Source organism: Streptococcus halitosis (assembly GCF_023147855.1).
Lineage (GTDB): Bacteria > Bacillota > Bacilli > Lactobacillales > Streptococcaceae > Streptococcus > Streptococcus halitosis_B.
In genome coordinates this window covers 34752-52629 of sequence record NZ_JAHXOP010000004.1, presented here as the reverse complement: position 1 = coordinate 52629, position 17878 = coordinate 34752, and the positions used below count along the sequence as shown (strand labels likewise).

Annotated in this window: 17 protein-coding genes and 1 pseudogene; 6 read left to right on the top strand and 12 right to left on the bottom strand. The window is 42.0% G+C overall.

Annotated elements, in window-relative coordinates:
• Positions 1-177: 177 nt before the first annotated feature.
• From KZX55_RS07585 to KZX55_RS07575, 3 genes and pseudogenes are all read right to left on the bottom strand, one after another.
• On the bottom strand, positions 178-435 hold the full coding sequence (locus KZX55_RS07585; RefSeq protein WP_000185157.1) for a metal-sensitive transcriptional regulator: 258 nt from the start codon (positions 433-435) through the stop codon (positions 178-180).
• 149 nt (positions 436-584) lie between these two features.
• The gene (locus tag KZX55_RS07580) at positions 585-1439 is read right to left on the bottom strand and encodes a VOC family protein (RefSeq protein WP_057488911.1); all 855 of its coding nucleotides are present in this window, start codon (positions 1437-1439) and stop codon (positions 585-587) included.
• Positions 1440-1649: 210 nt separating this feature from the next.
• Positions 1650-1874 (bottom strand): annotated as a pseudogene (locus KZX55_RS07575) (transposase); the annotation flags it as partial.
• 179 nt (positions 1875-2053) lie between these two features.
• Here KZX55_RS07575 and KZX55_RS07570 point away from each other — a divergent pair.
• The 4 genes from KZX55_RS07570 to KZX55_RS07555 are packed head-to-tail and all read left to right on the top strand — an operon-like array spanning position 2054 to position 3213.
• Positions 2054-2239, top strand: coding sequence for a hypothetical protein (locus tag KZX55_RS07570; protein WP_000477157.1), 186 nt, complete (start codon positions 2054-2056; stop codon positions 2237-2239).
• Between the two features lies 1 nt (position 2240).
• Complete coding sequence (locus KZX55_RS07565; protein ID WP_000680531.1) at positions 2241-2810, top strand: hypothetical protein; 570 nt, start codon at positions 2241-2243, stop codon at positions 2808-2810.
• A 2-nt stretch (positions 2811-2812) separates the two neighbouring features.
• On the top strand, positions 2813-3022 hold the full coding sequence (locus tag KZX55_RS07560) for a helix-turn-helix transcriptional regulator (RefSeq protein WP_000516405.1): 210 nt from the start codon (positions 2813-2815) through the stop codon (positions 3020-3022).
• 2 nt (positions 3023-3024) lie between these two features.
• Complete coding sequence (locus KZX55_RS07555; RefSeq protein WP_000795749.1) at positions 3025-3213, top strand: hypothetical protein; 189 nt, start codon at positions 3025-3027, stop codon at positions 3211-3213.
• A gap of 60 nt (positions 3214-3273) precedes the next feature.
• Here KZX55_RS07555 and KZX55_RS07550 read toward each other — a convergent pair whose 3' ends face one another.
• From KZX55_RS07550 to KZX55_RS07510, 9 genes are all read right to left on the bottom strand, one after another.
• Complete coding sequence (locus tag KZX55_RS07550) at positions 3274-4293, bottom strand: IS30 family transposase (protein ID WP_248026271.1); 1020 nt, start codon at positions 4291-4293, stop codon at positions 3274-3276.
• Between the two features lie 136 nt (positions 4294-4429).
• A complete protein-coding gene (locus tag KZX55_RS07545; protein ID WP_248026268.1) occupies positions 4430-5467 on the bottom strand; it encodes an aldose epimerase family protein in 1038 nt (345 codons plus the stop codon).
• Positions 5468-5614: 147 nt separating this feature from the next.
• Complete coding sequence (gene lacD, locus KZX55_RS07540) at positions 5615-6610, bottom strand: tagatose-bisphosphate aldolase (protein WP_248026260.1); 996 nt, start codon at positions 6608-6610, stop codon at positions 5615-5617.
• Between the two features lie 10 nt (positions 6611-6620).
• Positions 6621-7787, bottom strand: coding sequence for an SIS domain-containing protein (locus KZX55_RS07535; RefSeq protein WP_248026258.1), 1167 nt, complete (start codon positions 7785-7787; stop codon positions 6621-6623).
• Positions 7788-8055: 268 nt separating this feature from the next.
• The gene (locus tag KZX55_RS07530) at positions 8056-8460 is read right to left on the bottom strand and encodes a PTS sugar transporter subunit IIA (RefSeq protein ID WP_002875700.1); all 405 of its coding nucleotides are present in this window, start codon (positions 8458-8460) and stop codon (positions 8056-8058) included.
• A gap of 3 nt (positions 8461-8463) precedes the next feature.
• Complete coding sequence (locus tag KZX55_RS07525) at positions 8464-9285, bottom strand: PTS system mannose/fructose/sorbose family transporter subunit IID (RefSeq protein ID WP_000185284.1); 822 nt, start codon at positions 9283-9285, stop codon at positions 8464-8466.
• On the bottom strand, positions 9272-10177 hold the full coding sequence (locus tag KZX55_RS07520) for a PTS mannose/fructose/sorbose/N-acetylgalactosamine transporter subunit IIC (protein ID WP_000616992.1): 906 nt from the start codon (positions 10175-10177) through the stop codon (positions 9272-9274). Before KZX55_RS07520 ends, KZX55_RS07525 begins: the two co-directional genes overlap by 14 nt.
• 26 nt (positions 10178-10203) lie before the next feature.
• Positions 10204-10680, bottom strand: a complete 477-nt coding sequence (locus KZX55_RS07515) for a PTS sugar transporter subunit IIB (protein ID WP_000156968.1) — start codon at positions 10678-10680, stop codon at positions 10204-10206.
• Positions 10677-12464 carry a glycoside hydrolase family 35 protein gene (locus KZX55_RS07510; protein WP_248026251.1) on the bottom strand — a complete coding sequence of 596 codons (1788 nt, stop codon included), beginning with the start codon at positions 12462-12464 and terminating at the stop codon, positions 10677-10679. The genes KZX55_RS07515 and KZX55_RS07510 overlap by 4 nt, the downstream gene beginning before the upstream one ends.
• Positions 12465-12744: 280 nt before the next feature.
• Between KZX55_RS07510 and KZX55_RS07505 the strand changes: the two genes are divergently transcribed.
• On the top strand, positions 12745-13503 hold the full coding sequence (locus KZX55_RS07505) for a GntR family transcriptional regulator (protein ID WP_162281877.1): 759 nt from the start codon (positions 12745-12747) through the stop codon (positions 13501-13503).
• A 294-nt stretch (positions 13504-13797) separates the two neighbouring features.
• A complete protein-coding gene (strH, locus tag KZX55_RS07500) occupies positions 13798-17829 on the top strand; it encodes a G5 domain-containing protein (protein ID WP_248026247.1) in 4032 nt (1343 codons plus the stop codon).
• Positions 17830-17878: the final 49 nt, after the last annotated feature.

Below are 17878 nucleotides of genomic sequence, written 5' to 3'. Positions count from 1 at the left end.
AATTCCATGAGAAAATGAAGTAAATTGCCCCACAATAAAACGCATAGTATCAAGGTTTTTCAACACCTGATAGTATGCGTTTTTTAATTTTAAAGACTTTTTACTAGCCTCTCTTGATTCACATTAAACTATTCTAATAGTAGATAGACTTTTGCAACTCTCGTCTCAAAAATTAGTTTATTTCCGTTTGATTAGGTACTGAACAGCCTTTTCCAAGCGTTCCTTTTGAGCCTCAGGGTCCTCTAGCGGTTGGTTGATGCAAGCGGTGAGATTTTCGGTAATCATCATCTCAATCACGCGCTCAACACTGGAGCGCACTGCTGTCAACTGAGTAATGATATCTGCGCAGTCACGATCCTCATCGATCATCTTTTGAATCCCACGCAACTGGCCCTCTGAACGTTTCAGGCGTGTTATATACTTTGAGTTTGTCATTGATTTATCCTTGGTCACTTTTTCTTCATTATATCTCGAATACGGTTCTTTGTCAAAATTCTCGCCCATCCAGCTCACGCAGTTCTTTTACCAAAGACTTTTCAAAATGTAAATTAGCCATACGGATAACTTACTGGAGATTCCTAGCTTTACCTTGCTAAACGAATACGGGTCACGATTCCGTCTGAGTCTGTGATTTCCAACTGGCTTGGTGTCAGCCACTTGATTGCTGTATCAACTTCTTGTGCTCGTTGCGCAATCGTTAACAGTTCTTCTTTATGTGCGACTTCAATGACATAGTAGGCTAAACCTAGTAAGCCTTGCTTACGCGAAGCCAGATTTTTTCCTCCCCATTCATTGACTGCTAAATGATGATGGTACTTCCCAGCTGCTATCCAACTGGCACTAGGAATACTAAATTTATCCTCTAGCCCTAACACTTTTTGATAAAACTGACTCGCCGTGCGGCTATCCTTAACCGATAGATGGATATGCCCCATTCTCGTCCCTTCAGCTAGGAGAAAGGGATCTACCTTTTCCCCTAACTCATAAATGTCCTGTGCCGCAAGGGCCTCTGTCACACCGATAATGCGGCCGTCTTCTCGAATATCCCATGAAGACACTGGCTTATCACGGTAGAGTTCAATGCCATTTCCTTCTAAATCCTCCAGATAAAGAGCCTCACTGTATCCATGATCCGCACCTCCGACCAGAGGAATGCGCAAATCACTTAGGTGTTTCAGGACATCAGCCAAGGCTTTTCGTGTCGGCAACAAAATCGCTAGATGGTAGAGCCCATAATGCTCCCTTACTTCCCCAGCTTTTTCTGTCTGAATCAAGTGGACCAAGGCTTTTCTACCAAGTCCCAAAATCGCTTCTGTCTCTGTTTGAGATAAAATCTCCAAACCAATAATCTGGTGATAAAAAGCCGTTTGACTCTTCAAATCCTTGACATTTAAAACCACCTCGGCTAGATAAATGTGGCTCTGGTATGCATAAGTCATAGGGTGTCTCCTTTTTGTTGTAACTTTATAGATTACATCAATTATACACTATTAAGATAAAATGTCAACGAAGGCAACTCAAAGAGTCTGGAACAAAAGTCTAACCTTAAATATAAAAAGCGAACAAAACAAGTTATCTGACACTCAGAATTCTGTCTTGTTCGCTTTTTTGTCTAATCTATCGATTTTAAAAATTGCTAAATTGTCAAATTAAGTTAGACTTTTCAAGTAACTCAGAAAAACTTGGTAGGGTGATTGATAATTCAATGATTTCCTAGGAATTCTATTTCTTTTATCAGCTATAGCTGATAAATAATTTTGAGAAATATTCGTAAAATCCATTTGTTTCGGTAATCCATTTCGTCTTAATAAGCCATTAGAATGTTCATTGAGACCTCGTTGACCAGGACATCCTGGATCCGCAAAGAAAATATCTTTTGATTTAATACTTGTATTCTCTTTTTTAATGTGATATAATTATAACGTAGAGGTGAGATATTTATAACAAATGCTACGGTCACCAATCCTTTCTTACAAGAAAATCTGCCATTAGGCACAAGCCTAAAAATTTTACTGTTCAATGTGAACTATTTCTAACAAAGGAGGAACACATCATGTTTAAATCACAAAAAATAGGGCTCATCATTTCGACACTGATGACTAATCTTTTCATTATTAGCTACGTTTTTCTAGCTACAAACCTCAGTCTTTTGGCTAAAATATTGATTAGCCTTACACCAATTATCGGTAGTGCCATTGGATTTTCTGCCTTCTACTTTAAAGACAGGAAAGAAGAATAAGATGAAACACATCAAAAAATGGTTAATTTGGACTTGGTTACCTGTTATGCTACTACTGTGGCTATTAACCCCGCCAAGTAATTCCCCCTGGATAAAACACACTGTTTTTCTAGTCACGATTACCATGCAAGGACTTATTTTCTGGCTTGTTTCCAAGGCACAATCTCAAGAAGACGAGGAAAAGTATTTTGGACTGACAGAGAAGTTATATGGTATGACCTTATTTACCGCTATGGCCATTTACACTAAAGGTATCTGGATAATCACACCAGCTACTAGTCCTATCTGGCTGAAACACCTTTTTCTAGGTTCTGGCTTGTTTGTCCTCATTCTTTGCTTTCTCTATTTTGCATTAAAAAAAGTTGATGAACAAGCAGACGAGCGTTTCTATATGAACTTGGCAAAGGCAGCCTGCACAACCCTGGTACTGATAGTTCTATCTCTGATAGTGTTGAGCATAGTAACATTTTTCCTTCCCTTCACCCTAAGAACAGGCATGGTTTTGATTTTTACTGCATCCATGATTGTATTTTTTGACCTGTTTTTCCTCATATTTGAAAAGAGGGGGTAGATATGGGAAAAATTCTAACAAACTTAAAAGCCATCCGAGAAGACGCCCGCATGACCCAGCAAGAATTGGCGGATAAGATTGGTGTACGACGGGAAACTATTCTCCACTTGGAGAATAATCGATATAACCCTTCACTTGAAATGGCGCTTAAAATCGCACGTGTCTTTGGCATGTCCGTTGAAGATATTTTCCGCTTAAATGAAGAGGTCTAGTCATGAAAAATCAAATTTGTACCCACTGCGGTGCTAACCAATTTGTCGTAAAAAAACAACTGAAAGGTTATGCAGGATTAGTCAGTGAAGAGGCTAAATTCGTTTCAGGAGGTATTGCCCTCTATCATGAAATTTGTCAAAATTGTGGTACTGTTCATAGAAGTTTTGTGAAGGATGTTGAGAAATTATAAGCGACCCTAATTGTCAAGTCAAGTACAACAAAGTTGTTCCTCTGATTAAATGAGGATCTTTCAAGCTGTTTGAGCTAACTCAAACAGCTTTTTTGCGGACTGATAGCCATGGATTCGTCTAGGTCTTTCATTGATAGCCTTTGTATAGTCCTCTAAAAGTGTCGGCTTTAGTTCTTTTAGTGAGGATCCCTTTGGAATGAACTCTCTTAGTAGTCCATTGAAATTCTTATTTGTACCTCGTTCATAAGATGAATAGGCATGTGCAAAATAAACATCTAATCCCTCTATCTTACTCAATGATGAAAATTCGTTTCCATTATCTGCAGTTATGGACTTAATGGGATAAAGTTTTATACACTCTAAGACTGCTTGATTGACATACTCTGCTTTCTTTTCCACGAGTTTCTTTGTGACAGCATAGCGTGTTTGTCGTTCTACCAAGGTCAGAATAGAAGGTTCTCCTACTGTCTTTCCACCCAGAACAGAATCGATTTCCCAATCTCCAAAACGGGAACGATTATTGATTTCTTCTGGTCTTTCTTCAATTGACTTTCCTAGGAGTTTCTTGGTAGAGGGGCGCTTGGTAAATTTCTTACGGATTCGCACTGCTCTTGGTAAATCAATAACCTTAATCTCTAATAAACCTTGATGGATATAGTTATAGAGCGTCTTGGTTGAAGGAACAACCGCATCTATATGTTGGAGTCTATAGGTATGAACAAAGGTATCCACGCTATGCACCCTTGGTTTCTCTCTCATTGCTTCTGTAAATTTTGTCAGAAAGTCGTCCGATACACGATCCAGTTTCAGATAATAGCTGGCTTTTCTAGCATGACGATAACGGTTATGGGCAGCATCTGCATAATAGTGTTGGTAATAGAACTTATGCCCATTTATTTTTTTCACTTGTGTTATGGAACTACGATTAATTTCACGAGAAATAGTAGAACGATTTCTCCCTAGTCCACGAGCAATCTCAGCAGGTTTGAGTCCTACGCTTAAATAAGCTTCAATTTCCCCTCGCTCAGCTTCAGATAAGTGCTTGTATGATTGATTTGTGGTAGAATAATTAGTGGACATGTTCATCTTCCTTTATACTGTTTTTCGCAACTCTAGTATATCAGATGAAGATGTCTTTTTTGTTGCACTTCATTTTACAACAGGGCTTATAATAAAGAATTCCTAAAATTAAAATCTTTTTTCCAAGACTCTCTTTTTATTTCACAACAAGCTCATAACGCGTCTTACTTGTAAAAGTTTGCCCTGCTTTGAGAATGACTTGGTCTTTGAGATCACTGTGAATAGCATCTGGTAAAGCTTGCGCTTCAAGGGCAATCCCATTGTGTTGCACCATTGGCTGACCTCCTATGATGACACTCTCATCCACAAAGTTTGCTGTGTAGACCACAAGGCAAGGGGCCTCTGTCTTGAAAAGCAGGAAACGACCTGAGTTTTGATCATAAAGGAAACTAGCATTGTCATGACCTGCAGGAAGGGCAAATGGGTGATCCAAACCAGATACCAGCTGGATTTGCTCATCGTCCTCTGCAAAGATATCCTTGAGCAAAGCACCATTGTAGATGTGTTTCACTACATCACGATCAGCATCTGGAGTCTTAGCTGGAACACCGTCTGGAGCGATTGGGTAAATGCCCTCCGTATTTAGCTGAAAGACATGGCGGTCAACTGTCTGCGTGAAATCACCAGATAAGTTGAAATAGCTATGATTAGTTGGATTGACAAGCGTGTCCTGATCAGTCGTCACCTTATAGCTGACTTCGTAGGCACCAGTTTCTTCCAAGTGATAGCTAATCCAAATCTTAAGATCACCAGGAAATCCTCCTGTCCCGTCTGTACGCTCTGTGTAGAGAGTCAAGCCATGGTCGCTCACCTCAACCAATTCAAACAAGCTCGAATCCCAACCTGTTGAACCACTGTGGTTACAGTTGCTAGCGTTGTTGACTTCAAGGTCATAGGTCTGACCATTGAGCTCAAATGTCGCACCTGCAATACGGCCTGCTACAGGACCTACACTTGCTCCATGCTTGGGACTATTGCCTACATAGCTAGCAAAATCATCAAAACCCAAAATCACATTGGCAAAATTTCCTGCCTTGTCAGGGGTTACATAGCGCAAAATGGTCGCACCATAAGTCATAACTTCAAGCTGGTAACCACCATCAGTCTCAAAGCGATAGGCCAAGACATCCTTGCCCTCATGATTTCCAAATACACGCTCTGTGTATGCTCTCATTCTTCTCTCCTTTGATCCATTTCTCTTAAGTAAACAAACCATAGAGAGTGTATTTACCATCTATGGTTGTAGTTCCTATTTTCAGAATCCTTTGTCAGAAAACCTTAAGTAGCTTCTTAACAAAAAGGGATTCTTCTATTCTTGTTTTTATGCTTCTACACGTTCAGTCCATGAAGTTGCTGTGGTTTGGAGAACTTTGTTAAGTTCGTCAATGTTCTCAAATCCAGTTGTGCGAAGCCATTCACGAGCTGCTGCTTCACCGTCTTTGATGTAGGCTTCAACTGATCCAGCCCATGTTGCACGTCCACAAAGAACACCATTGAAGTTTGCGCCTGATTCGTGGGCAAAGACAAGCGTTTCTTGGAAGAGTTTAGCTGACACACCTGCACTCAAGTAGATGTATGGCAAGTTAGTCGCTTCATCTTGTGCTTTGAAAAAGGCTGCTGCTGCTTCACGAGTATGCACGATTTCACCATCGCCAAAGCCTTCAACGTATTTGACGTTGACTGGAACTTCCACTTTCAAGACATCGATGTTGAAGCGTGGGTCTGAGAAGACCTTCATAGCACCGATAACCTTGTGTGGTTTTACTTTTGCGTATTCTGCAGAGCCAGCGTCAGCGATTTTTTCATCGTAAGCGAGGATTTCAAGGAAGAATGGAATATCTTCCGCCACACACTCAGAACCGATGCGTTCGATGTAGGCTTGTTTTTGTTGGTTGAGTTCGTCAGAACTGTCTACGTCATAGTAAAGCAAGAATTTGACTGCATCCGCACCTTGTTCTTTGATGCGTTTGGCAGACCAAACATCCAAACAGTCAGGCAAGCGTTTGGTGCTTGTTGTGTCGTATCCTGTTTTTTCATAAGCAAGGAGAAGGCCGGCGTTGGCATCAAGCGCTTTTGTAGCTGGGAGACCATACTCGGGGTCAAGAAGCATAGAGGAAGCGTATTTTGTCAATTCATCTGCAACCAAGACTTTGAGTTCTTCCATTTGAGCCACTGTTGGCTCTTCTGTTTGGTATTGAGCCATGAGGCGTTTCAAAGCACCACGTTGGTCAAAGGCAAGAGCTGAGATAATACCATTTTCATCTGAGAGTTTTTGCAAGCAGGCTACTTTATTGGGACTTAATTGTAATTTACTCATAGACACTTCCTTATTTTTGATATTCATGAATGATCACACCTTGTACCACACGGTTTACAGTGCCAGTAGGAGATGGTGTATCTGGTTTATTTTCTACCTTGAGTGAGGTCAATAGGGCAAAGAGTTGGGCATAAACGATATAAGGGAAGACACGGTAAATATCATTCAAGACACCGCCACAACCAAGGGCCACTTCCTTGACATTTTCAAGACCAAAGGCTTGATCACTCAAGAGCACGACACGACGGGCGATGTGATCACCAGCCACTTCACGAACCAAGTCCAAGTCGTACTTGCGAGTGTAGTCTGTCGTTGTGCCAAAGACCAAAACAACTGTATCTTCATTGATAAGAGATTTTGGACCGTGACGGAAGCCAACTGGGCTTTCATACATGGTCGCAACTTGACCAGCTGTTAGTTCCAAAATCTTGAGCTGAGCTTCATGAGCAAGCCCAAAGAAAGGACCAGCGCCCAGGTAGATAACGCGGTTAAAGTCGAGGTCTACCAGCTCTTTGACATCTGCTGCATTGTCAAGAATCTTACGAGCAAGGCTAGTCACAACTTCAAAACGTTCAGCTTTCACAGCAAATTCTGTAGGATCAAAGACCAAGAGAGCTGTTAGCATCATAGATGTAAAGCTAGAAGTCATGGCAAATCCAGCGTCATTGGAAGCAGCTGGTTGCAAGAGCAAAAGATTGCGCTCATCGCCATGAGCCTGAAGAGCTAATTTCCCTTCTGCAGCACATGTAATGGTCACTTGGTAAAGGTCGTCAACCAAGGCTTTAGCCAAATCAACAGTCGCCACACTTTCAGGTGAATTCCCACTACGAGCAAAGGAAACAAGGACAGTCGCCACATCTTTTTTCAAATAAGTTTCTGGATTGGCTACGATATCTGTTGTCGCAATGGCATTGAAATTCCATTTGCGTTCATCATAGACTTCCTTAAAGTATGGTACCAAGGTATCTCCCACATAAGCAGAAGTACCAGCACCCGTCAAGATGACCTTGATATAGTCATGTTTATCAGCGATTCCTTGTAGGAATGCTGCAATTTCTTCCCGTTTCGCTTGATAGGCTTCAAAAGCCTCTTTCCATACATCAGGCTGTTGGTAGATTTCACGAGTCGTGATTTCTGCACCCAGTTCAAGTAATTCTTCTTTTGTGTAATTTAGCATAGAGTTCCTCTAATCTATTGTCGTTTCATTCCTATTGAAAATATGGGAATGGATTGACTCCCATTCCCATGTATATTCTATACAAGCTGTTCTAACGATTTAGCCGTTGTCACATCTTATACTCAATGAAAATCAAAGAGCAAACTAGGAAGCTAGCCGCAGGTTGCTCAAAGCACTGCTTTGAGGTTGCAGATAGAACTGACGAAGTCAGTAACATCTATACGGCAAGGCGACGCTGACGTAGTTTGAATTTGATTTTCGAAGAGTATTATTCATCTTCGTCATCATCGAAGCCCGCTAACAGGTCATTGACTTTTACGATGCTTTCTGCAGCACGGCTCTTGTAGTCCGCATCTGCACCTGTAAGGCTGGCATTGATAAATTCAATCACCATCGGAAGATTCATCCCTGCGTAGAGTTCAATGTCGCGACCTTCCATGATCAAACGGCTTACCACGTTACATGGTGTACCACCGAGAAGGTCCGCAAAGACTAGGAAATCATCCAATCCTTCGATAGCAGCTTCAAATTTTGCAGTAAATTCTTCTGGGCCATCTTCTGGAAGAAGAGCCACTGCATGAATGTTGTCTTGTGGACCCATGATCATTTCCGTGCTACCTTTCAGTTCTTCACAGAAACGACCATGACTCACCAAAATTAACGATTTCACCATAAATTATGCGCCCATTCCAAGCAAGAATTTACCGATGAATGAAAGACCTACTGCAAGAACGATAATGATACCGATCGCTTTAGTAGAGTTCATACCTTTCTTACCAAGCAACCAGAAGATAAAGGCAGTAAAGATTGCTGGAAGCAAGCGTGGGAAGATTGAGTTCAAGATGTCTTGGAAGTCAATCATCTTTTCACCGATTGGCAATTTGTAAGAAATGTCAAAGTTGATCATTGTTGCTACAAGAGCACCCATCATGAAGACACCAAGTACAGATGCAGCGTCAATCAAAGCTGTCAAGGTACTTTGCATGTTGTTGATAAGGTTAACCCCTTCTTTATATGCAAATTCCAATTGTTTCCAACGGAAGATGTCATAAGCAACTGCAACTGCGATCCAAAGGAAGATACCCCATGGTTGGCCGGCGATAGCCATAGTTGCTGCGATAGATCCCATGATGGCAGGTACAAGTGAACCAAAGATTGTGTCTCCAAGAGGAGCGAATGGTCCCATCAAACCTGTCTTGATACCGTTAACGGCATCTTTTGAACCTACACCATCTTTTTCTTCCATGGCAAGGTCAAAACCAGCGATAATTGTGTGGAAGAATGGTGAAGTATTGAAGAATTGAGTATGAACTTTCATCATTTCTTTCAATTCAGGAGTTCCATCCCCATACATTTTACGCAATTGAGGCAAGATCATGTAAAGGTAACCAGAAGCTTGCATACGTTCGTAGTTCCAACCTAATTGGAAAGTAAACAAGCTACGTTTGTTGATTTGATTAAAATCTTCTTTTGTAAGTTTGTAATTAGAATTCGTCATCTTCGATTTCCCCACTTTCTGATGGTGTAGAAGGTGCTGCTACAGCTACTTTTTGGCTGTTCTTAAAGTGAACAACTGCAAGGAAGATACCTACGATAGAAACACCGATCATAGACAAACCTTTGAAGTTGTTAGCAAAGCCAATCTTTTCAGCAACATCAGCAGGAAGAGTACCAAGGATACCCGCAACAGCTCCACCAAGACCTGTTACATATGAGTAAAGAACAGTCAACATAGCTGTCAAACCAAATCCCATTGCAAGGTAGTGAAGGTTACGTTTAACTGGAAGGTAACGAAGCAAGATTGCAAATCCAAGACCTGGAAGCATACGTCCTGCAAGTGTCAAACCATCTGCAATCCATTGATATTCTTTAACAAGGTCTACTACTGATTGTACAAAAGCACCACCAAAAGCAAGAGCGAAGAATACTGGAAGGGCACGAGAAAGAGCCCAAGGCACTGCACCAAGTAGGTAGTTGCGTTCGATACCTTTGTAGTCAAAGCGTTCGATCGCAGCATCAATACGGTGTGCAAAGAAAGTAGTAGTCATACGTCCAAGAACGTCGAAGTATGTCAAAAGTGCTGCTACTGGTACAGCGATTGTTGTGATTGCAAGATCTGTATCAATACCTTGAGAGATAGAGAATGCTGTTGCAAGAACCGCACCAGAAGTTGCGTCGATACGAGAAGCACCACCGAAGGTACCAACCCCGAGAACGAACAACTGCAAGCTACCACCGATAAACAAACCAGTTGTCACATCTCCCATGATCAAACCAGTAATAAAACCAGCGAATACAGGAGAACCTGCAGATGAAACGATTGTCAACTCATCACAGATTTGATAAGCTGAGTACAAAGTGAGAAGTAAAATTTGCCACCATTGTATCATAACAATGACCTCCTAAAAATTTTTTCCTATTTTAACAAGCTCAAAAAGTCTGAAACTGGATCATTTGGAACCATTTGAGCAGTGAGTTTTACACCTTTTTCTGCTAGTTTGTGGAAGTCTTCCACATCCTTGTCTACCACGTTGATAGAACGTGTGATAGAGCGAGTTTCTGGTGTTTGAGACATATTGCCGACGTTGAGTGTTTCAAGCGGAACACCTGCTTCGACCAAACCAAGGAAACGGTCTGGTTTACGTGCAACGATAAAGAGACGTTGGCTATCGTATTTACCAGCAAGGATATTTGCTGCTGCTTTCTCAACTGGCAAGATACTGAGTTTCACACCTGGTGGTGTCGCAAGTTTCAAACCACTCTTTTCAATATCGTTGTTAACAACTTCGTCGTCTACAACCATAATGCGTGAAACATTTAGTTTTCCAGCCCAAAGATTGGCTACTTGACCGTGGATCAAACGTCCATCGATACGGCATCCTACAATTGTCATAAGTTTTCCCCCTTTATGTGTTTTAGTGTAGGTTTACGAGTTAAGTGAATCTCTTCTTTATATTCGCCCTCAGTTTCAAAGATGATGATGCGATTAGCACCTTCCTTGAGATAGCTATGAGGGATATAAAGTGAGAGGGTCGGGCCGACGTTCCAGAAACGTCCTAAGTGACGCCCATTGACAAAGGCAACTCCCTTACCAAACTCAGACAAGTCTAAGTAGGTATCTTTTGGCTCTTCGACCGTAAAGTCGAAAGCGTAAAAGGCTGGTTGTCCTTCTGTCCATCCTTTTGAAAAATCAATTTTCTCAGGATTATCCAGTGGAAGTGGATATTGTTTCCAATTCAGTAAGAAATGTAGATCTTTGCAGACACCTGTACGAATTCCTTTATGTTGCGTATCTGCTAAGAACTTGTGTCCATAGTTAACACGCCCCATATTTTCGATCAAGATGTCAATCTCTGAACAGCCTTCTCGATTTCCTTGACAGTAGATATCTTCACCAATCTCTGTCTGGTATTGAGTAGCAATCCATTGACCATCTACAAAGAGTTGAGCTCGGTCACGTCCATCGATGATACGGAGGCGTTCCTCTTCTGCATCCCAACTTGCCTCAGTGCGGTAGAGAAGGTAGCCATAACTTTGACCAAGTTCTTCCATCGCTTTTGGATAGAGGCTTTCAGTAGGACTAGAGAGACTATCCAGAGTTTCAAACAAGGAAACTTTTTCGACTAGTGGAATGGATTCCATTTCCATGCTTTCCTTGTAAAGTGGTTCCAACTGTGGATACTCTGGGAAGTGTGTTGCCATCATCTTCTTGACTGCTAGGTATTTAGCAGTTGGATTTCCTTCTTCATCGAGAAGGGCATCATAGTCGTATGATGTGACTTGTGGTAAATCCAGAGTTCCCCGAGCTGAGCAACCATTCATGAAACCAAAGTTTGTCCCACCATGGAACATGTAAAGGTTGATAGAGCCTTGCTCCAATACCTCTCGAACAGCTTCCGCCAACTCTTTTGGATCGCGTGTGATGATGGGTTCTTTCCAACGGTTGAACCAACCATCCCAGAATTCCATACACATGAGAGGCCATTTCTTGCCATGCTCATCAAAGAATTCTTGCATTTGTGAAAAGTTGTAAGGAGCCTTAGAACCGAAGTTCCCTGTCACAAAGAGATCATCTTCGATCAAGGTCCCGGCTTTCAGAGTAGCCCTCCATGGGCCATCTGAAGTAAAGAGTGGGCAATCAATCCCTCGCTCTTCCATCAATTTCCGAATTGCTCGTAGATAAGACTTATCTTCTCCATAAGAACCATATTCATTTTCGACTTGCATCATAAGAATGTTTCCACCATTATCCAACAAGCGAGGCACAAGCCTTGGCAATAATTGGTCATAATAGCGAGCAACAGCCTCGATGTAGGCCGGGTCGGACGAGCGGATTCGCATGTCCTTGGTCAAGAGCCAAGCCGGCAAGCCACCAAATTCCCATTCCGCACAGATAAATGGAGACGGGCGTACAATGGCATAGAGACCCAAATCTTGTGCTATTTGAAGAAACCTCTCCAAATTTCTGGCACCTTCAAAATCAAATTCCCCTTCAACGGGTTCATGTAAATTCCAAGCCACATAGGTCTCGACCGTATTAAAGCCAAGCGCCTTTAAGTTATAGAGAGAATGATACCAATCCTCTGCTGGAATCCTAAAATAATGAATGGCGCCAGACAAAATCTTGAACGGCTTCCCATCTAAATAGAAATCGTCCTCAATTTTAAATCTTGTCATGTTACCACCTCTGACGAATTAAGTTTGCGCTTTCATTTATTATAATATTAAATATAATCAAATCTTTTGCATTTGTCAATAGGTTTTAGAAAATTCTTTAAAATTTTTCTATTTTTTTACTTACCATTTACCAAAATTATCTAAAAATAGCATGAAAGCGATATTTTAATGTATGATAATTCACAAGGTTATAAAATGGAATTTTTTACATGTAACATAACATTTTTAGTCTATTATTTTAATTTTTTTTTACCTAAATACTACTATTTTGTCTGTATTTATGGTAGAATCAAAATTGGAGAAAGAGAATCGAGGTGAAATTATGGCTATTCCAAAATACCAATATATTAAAGATGAATTAAAAAACAAAATCATCTCTGGTCAATTTGCAAGTGGAGATAAATTTTATACAGAAGCAGAATTGATCGCGATGTATGATGTTAGTTCAATCACTGTTGTGCGTGCTTTGAATGACCTTGCAAAAGACGGCTATATTGTCCGCCAACAAGGGAAAGGGACTTTCGTTTCACGTGCCCGCAAGCACAAACTCGTTGAATTTTCAGATGTCGAAATCTTTGAAACAAAAGATGATAAAGTCACTGTCCTTTCTATCGAGCGCGGAAACAAGCTTGAATACCTAGAGAAGCTTGGATTACGTGGAGATCAGTTCTACTACAAAATTGAACGTACCCGTCAAACAAATGGCGTAACTTACATCTACCACACATCTTATATTCCTGAACAATACATCAATGCCAACTATCCAAATCTTGACTATTATAGTTCTATCTATAAACGTTTCAAATTGGATTACCGCATTCACATGAACGATGAACATTTTGAGGAAATCAATGAAATCGCATTTCCAACACCAGAGCATGTTGCTTCTGTACTTGGAATCGATACGCAATTTCCAACTGTCTTCCAAACGAAGACTACTAAACTTGAGGCTACTGGCCAAGTCCTCGCCTACAGTGAAACGTATAAGCGAGCAGACTACTACAAAATTAAATTCCTCTCATGTAATCGAGGTCATTAAGAGAAAGCTTGAGCCCAGCTCAGGCTTTTTCTATATTCATTATAGCACGAGAAAGAGGTTGTGAGAACGCTATGAAGGGTTCTTATTTAATTAGTAGCGTTTTTACTAAAAACAAGTTAAATATTAGCTTTCTCTTTCTTATTTCTGGAAATAATTTTCTTCTAAATCTTATGATTTCCTCTATTTATTATAGTTCTTATATAAACGTACTTGACATTTTACTCCTTAGATAATAAAATAAAATCGGTTTTATGTAAACGCTATCATACATAATAATAACAAGGAGGTTTTGTCATGAAACTAGAAAAGAAACAGCGCTTCTCCATCCGTAAATACGCGGTTGGGGCAGCTTCTGTACTGATAGGATTTGCTTTTAGCGCACAAGTCGTATCTGCCGACGGGATTACTCCAGCTCCAACAGCTGAAGAAACTGTTCAAACTATTCAGGAGAGTCCTCAAGCAGTCAAAGAAGCTGTAGACTCCAAGGTTCCAGAAAAACTGGAAGAAAAGGCTGGCAAGCCCGTAAAAGAGGAGGTCAAAGAAGACAAGGAGGCTCCTCGAACAGTTGCTCCAAAAACAGAAGAGTCAAGCGCACCAGTTGTGACAGAAAATGCTAGTCCAACTCCTACTGCCGAGAAAGAAAGCCCTGCCCCAGCTGAAACTCCTGCCGAACGTACTCCTTCAGAAAAGAAAAATGAAGCCGTCACACCTGCAGTAGCCACTCCTAGCACGGAACGAGCAGCTCAGGTAAATGAAAAACTGGCAAAAAGAAAAATGATCTCAATCGACGCTGGACGCAAGTATTTCTCTCCAGACCAACTCAAAGAAATCATCGACAAAGCCAAACACTATGGTTATACCGATCTTCATCTACTAGTTGGAAATGACGGCATGCGTTTTATGTTGGACGACATGACGATCAAAGCCAATGGCAAAACCTATGCAAGTGATGATGTCAAACGTGCACTCGAAAACGGAACCGATGCCTACTACAAGGATCCAAACGGCAACCATTTGACAGAGAGTCAGATGACGGACTTGATTAACTATGCTAAAAACAAAGGCATTGGTCTCATCCCAACTGTAAACAGCCCTGGTCACATGGATGCGATTTTGCATGCCATGAAAGAATTAGGTATCCAAAAACCGAACTTCAACTACTTTGGTAAGGAATCTGCTCGTACCGTTGACCTTGATAACAAAGAAGCGGTTGCATTTACCAAAGCTCTGATCGACAAGTATGCTGCTTACTTCGCTGGCAAATCTGACATCTTCAATATCGGACTGGATGAGTACGCCAATGATGCTACAGACGCCAAAGGCTGGAGCGTTCTTCAGGCCTATAAATGGTATCCAGAAGATGGATTCCCTGACAAGGGTTATGATAAATTTATCGCCTATGCTAATGACCTTGCTCGCATCGTCAAATCTCACGGCCTCAAACCAATGGCCTTTAACGACGGTATCTACTATAATAGCGACACTAGCTTTGGAACCTTTGACAAAGACATCATCGTTTCTATGTGGACTGGTGGGTGGGGCGGATACGACGTCGCTTCTTCTAAACTTCTAGTTGAAAAAGGCCACCAAATCCTTAATACCAACGATGCTTGGTACTACGTTCTCGGACGAAATGCCGATGGACAAGGCTGGTACAACCTCGACCAAGGACTCAATGGTATCAAGAATACTCCAATCACTTCTGTACCAAAATCTGATGGGGCTACTATCCCATTCATCGGGGGTATGGTAGCTGCTTGGGCGGATACCCCATCTGCACGCTACTCACCATCACGCCTCTTCAAACTCATGCGCAGCTTCGCAAATGCCAATGCTGAATACTTCGCAGCTGACTATGAGTCTGCTGAGCAAGCTCTGAAAGAAGTACCAACAGACCTTAACCGCTATACTGCAGAAAGTGTAGCAGCTGTCAAAGAAGCTGAAAAAGCCATTCGCTCACTCGATAGCAACCTCAGTCGCGCCCAACAAGACACCATTGACCAAGCAATCGCGAAACTCCAAGAAGCTGTAAGCAATTTGACCTTCACACCAGAAGCTCAAAAAGAAGAAGACGCGAAACGTGAAGTTGAAAAACTTGCCAAGAACAAGGTAATCTCCATCGATGCTGGACGTAAGTACTTCACGCTCGACCAACTCAAACGCATCGTAGACAAGGCGAGCGAGCTCGGCTACTCTGATGTGCATCTTCTCCTAGGAAATGACGGACTTCGCTTCCTCCTTGATGACATGACCATCACAGCTAACGGAAAAACTTATGCAAGTGATGATGTCAAAAAGGCCATCATCGAAGGAACAAAAGCTTACTACGATGATCCAAACGGAACTACTCTTAGTCAAGCTGAAATCACTGAATTGATCGAGTACGCAAAATCAAAAGGCCTCGGACTCATCCCAGCAATCAACAGCCCAGGTCACATGGATGCCATGCTCGTCGCTATGGAAAAACTTGGAATCAAGAATCCTCAAGCCAACTTTGACAAGGTTTCTAAAACAACCATGGACCTTGAAAACGAAGAGGCGATGAACTTTGTCAAAGCCCTCATCGGCAAGTACATGGACTTCTTTGCAGGCAAGACTAAGATCTTCAACTACGGTACAGACGAATACGCTAATGATGCTACCAACGCTCAAGGCTGGTACTACCTCAAATGGTATGGACTCTATGGCAAGTTTGCTGAGTACTCCAACACCCTTGCTGCCATGGCCAAAGAAAGAGGTCTTCAACCAATGGCCTTCAATGATGGTTTCTACTATGAAGACAAGGATGATGTTGAGTTTGACAAGGATGTCATCATCTCTTACTGGTCTAAAGGATGGTGGGGTTACAACCTTGCGACGCCTCAGTACCTAGCAAGCAAAGGCTATAAACTCCTCAACACCAACGGAGACTGGTACTATGTTTTAGGTAATCACAAACCAGACGAAGCCTATCCACTATCAAAAGCACTTGAAAACTCTGGCAAAGTACCATTTAACCAGCTTGCATCTACCAAATATCCAGAAGTAGACCTTCCAACCGTCGGAAGCATGCTTGCTATCTGGGCAGACAAACCAAGTGCTGAGTATAAGGAAGAAGAAATCTTTGAACTCATGACTGCCTTTGCAGATCATAACAAAGACTACTTCCGCGCTAACTACAACGCACTCCGTGAGGAACTTGCTCAAATTCCTGCAAACTTGGACGGATACAGCAAGGAAAGCTTGGATGCCCTAAATGCAGCTAAAGAAGCTCTCAACTACAATCTCAACCGTAACAAACAAGCCGAGTTAGACGCTCTCGTAGCCAAACTCAAAGCAGCCCGCCTAGGCCTCAAACCAGCAGCAACCCACTCAGGAAGCCTCGATGAAAACGAACTAGCTGCCAATGTTGAAACCAAACCTGAACTCATCACAAGAGCAGAAAAGATTCCATTTGAGGTCATCAAGAAGGAAAATCCGAATCTCCCAGCTGGTCAGGGAAAGATCATTACACCAGGTGTAGAGGGCGAACGCACTCATTACATATCTGTCCTTACTGAAAATGGAAAACAAACAGAAACTGTTCTAGATAGCCAAGTGACCAAAGAACCTGTGACACAAGTGGTTGAAATCGGTGCCCCTATTACTCACAAAGGAGATGAACACGGTCTTGCTCCAGCCGCAGAAGCAAAACCTAGACTGGACATCCAAGAGGAAGAGATTCCGTTCACTACCGTGACACGTGAAAATCCACTCTTGCTCAAAGGGAAGACTCAAGTCCTTACCAAAGGTGTTAACGGTCGTCGCAGTCATTACTACTCTGTAAGCACTACTGCTGATGGCAAAGAAGTGAAGACTCTTGTCGATAGCCTTGTAACGCAAGAAGCAGTGACACAAGTCATTGAAGTCGGAACCCTTGTTACCCATGTAGGGGATGAACACGGTCTTGCCCCAGCCTCAGAAGCAAAACCTAGACTAGACATCCAAGAAGAAGAGATTCCTTTCACTACCGTGACACGTGAAAATCCGCAATTGCCAAAAGGACAAAGTCAAGTCGTCGTTACTGGTGTAAATGGTCGTCGTACGATTTTCTACTCTGTCAGCACTACTGCTGACGGCAAGGAAGAAAGAACTCTTGTCAATAGTGCGGTATCGCAGGAAGCGGTCGCTCAGGTTGTCGAAGTCGGAACTGCCGTTGAGAAAGCTGAGCAAGCTGAAGCAACTACTAGCAAAGCAGATGAAAAACAACTCCCTGCAACAGGAAGTCAAGACTCTGTAGGCTTGGTCGCAGCAGGACTCATGGCCACACTAGCAGCTTACGGACTCACTAAGAAAAAAGAAGATTAACACCCTTCGATAAGCATATAAAAAAGCGAGATTGAATCTCGCTTTTTAT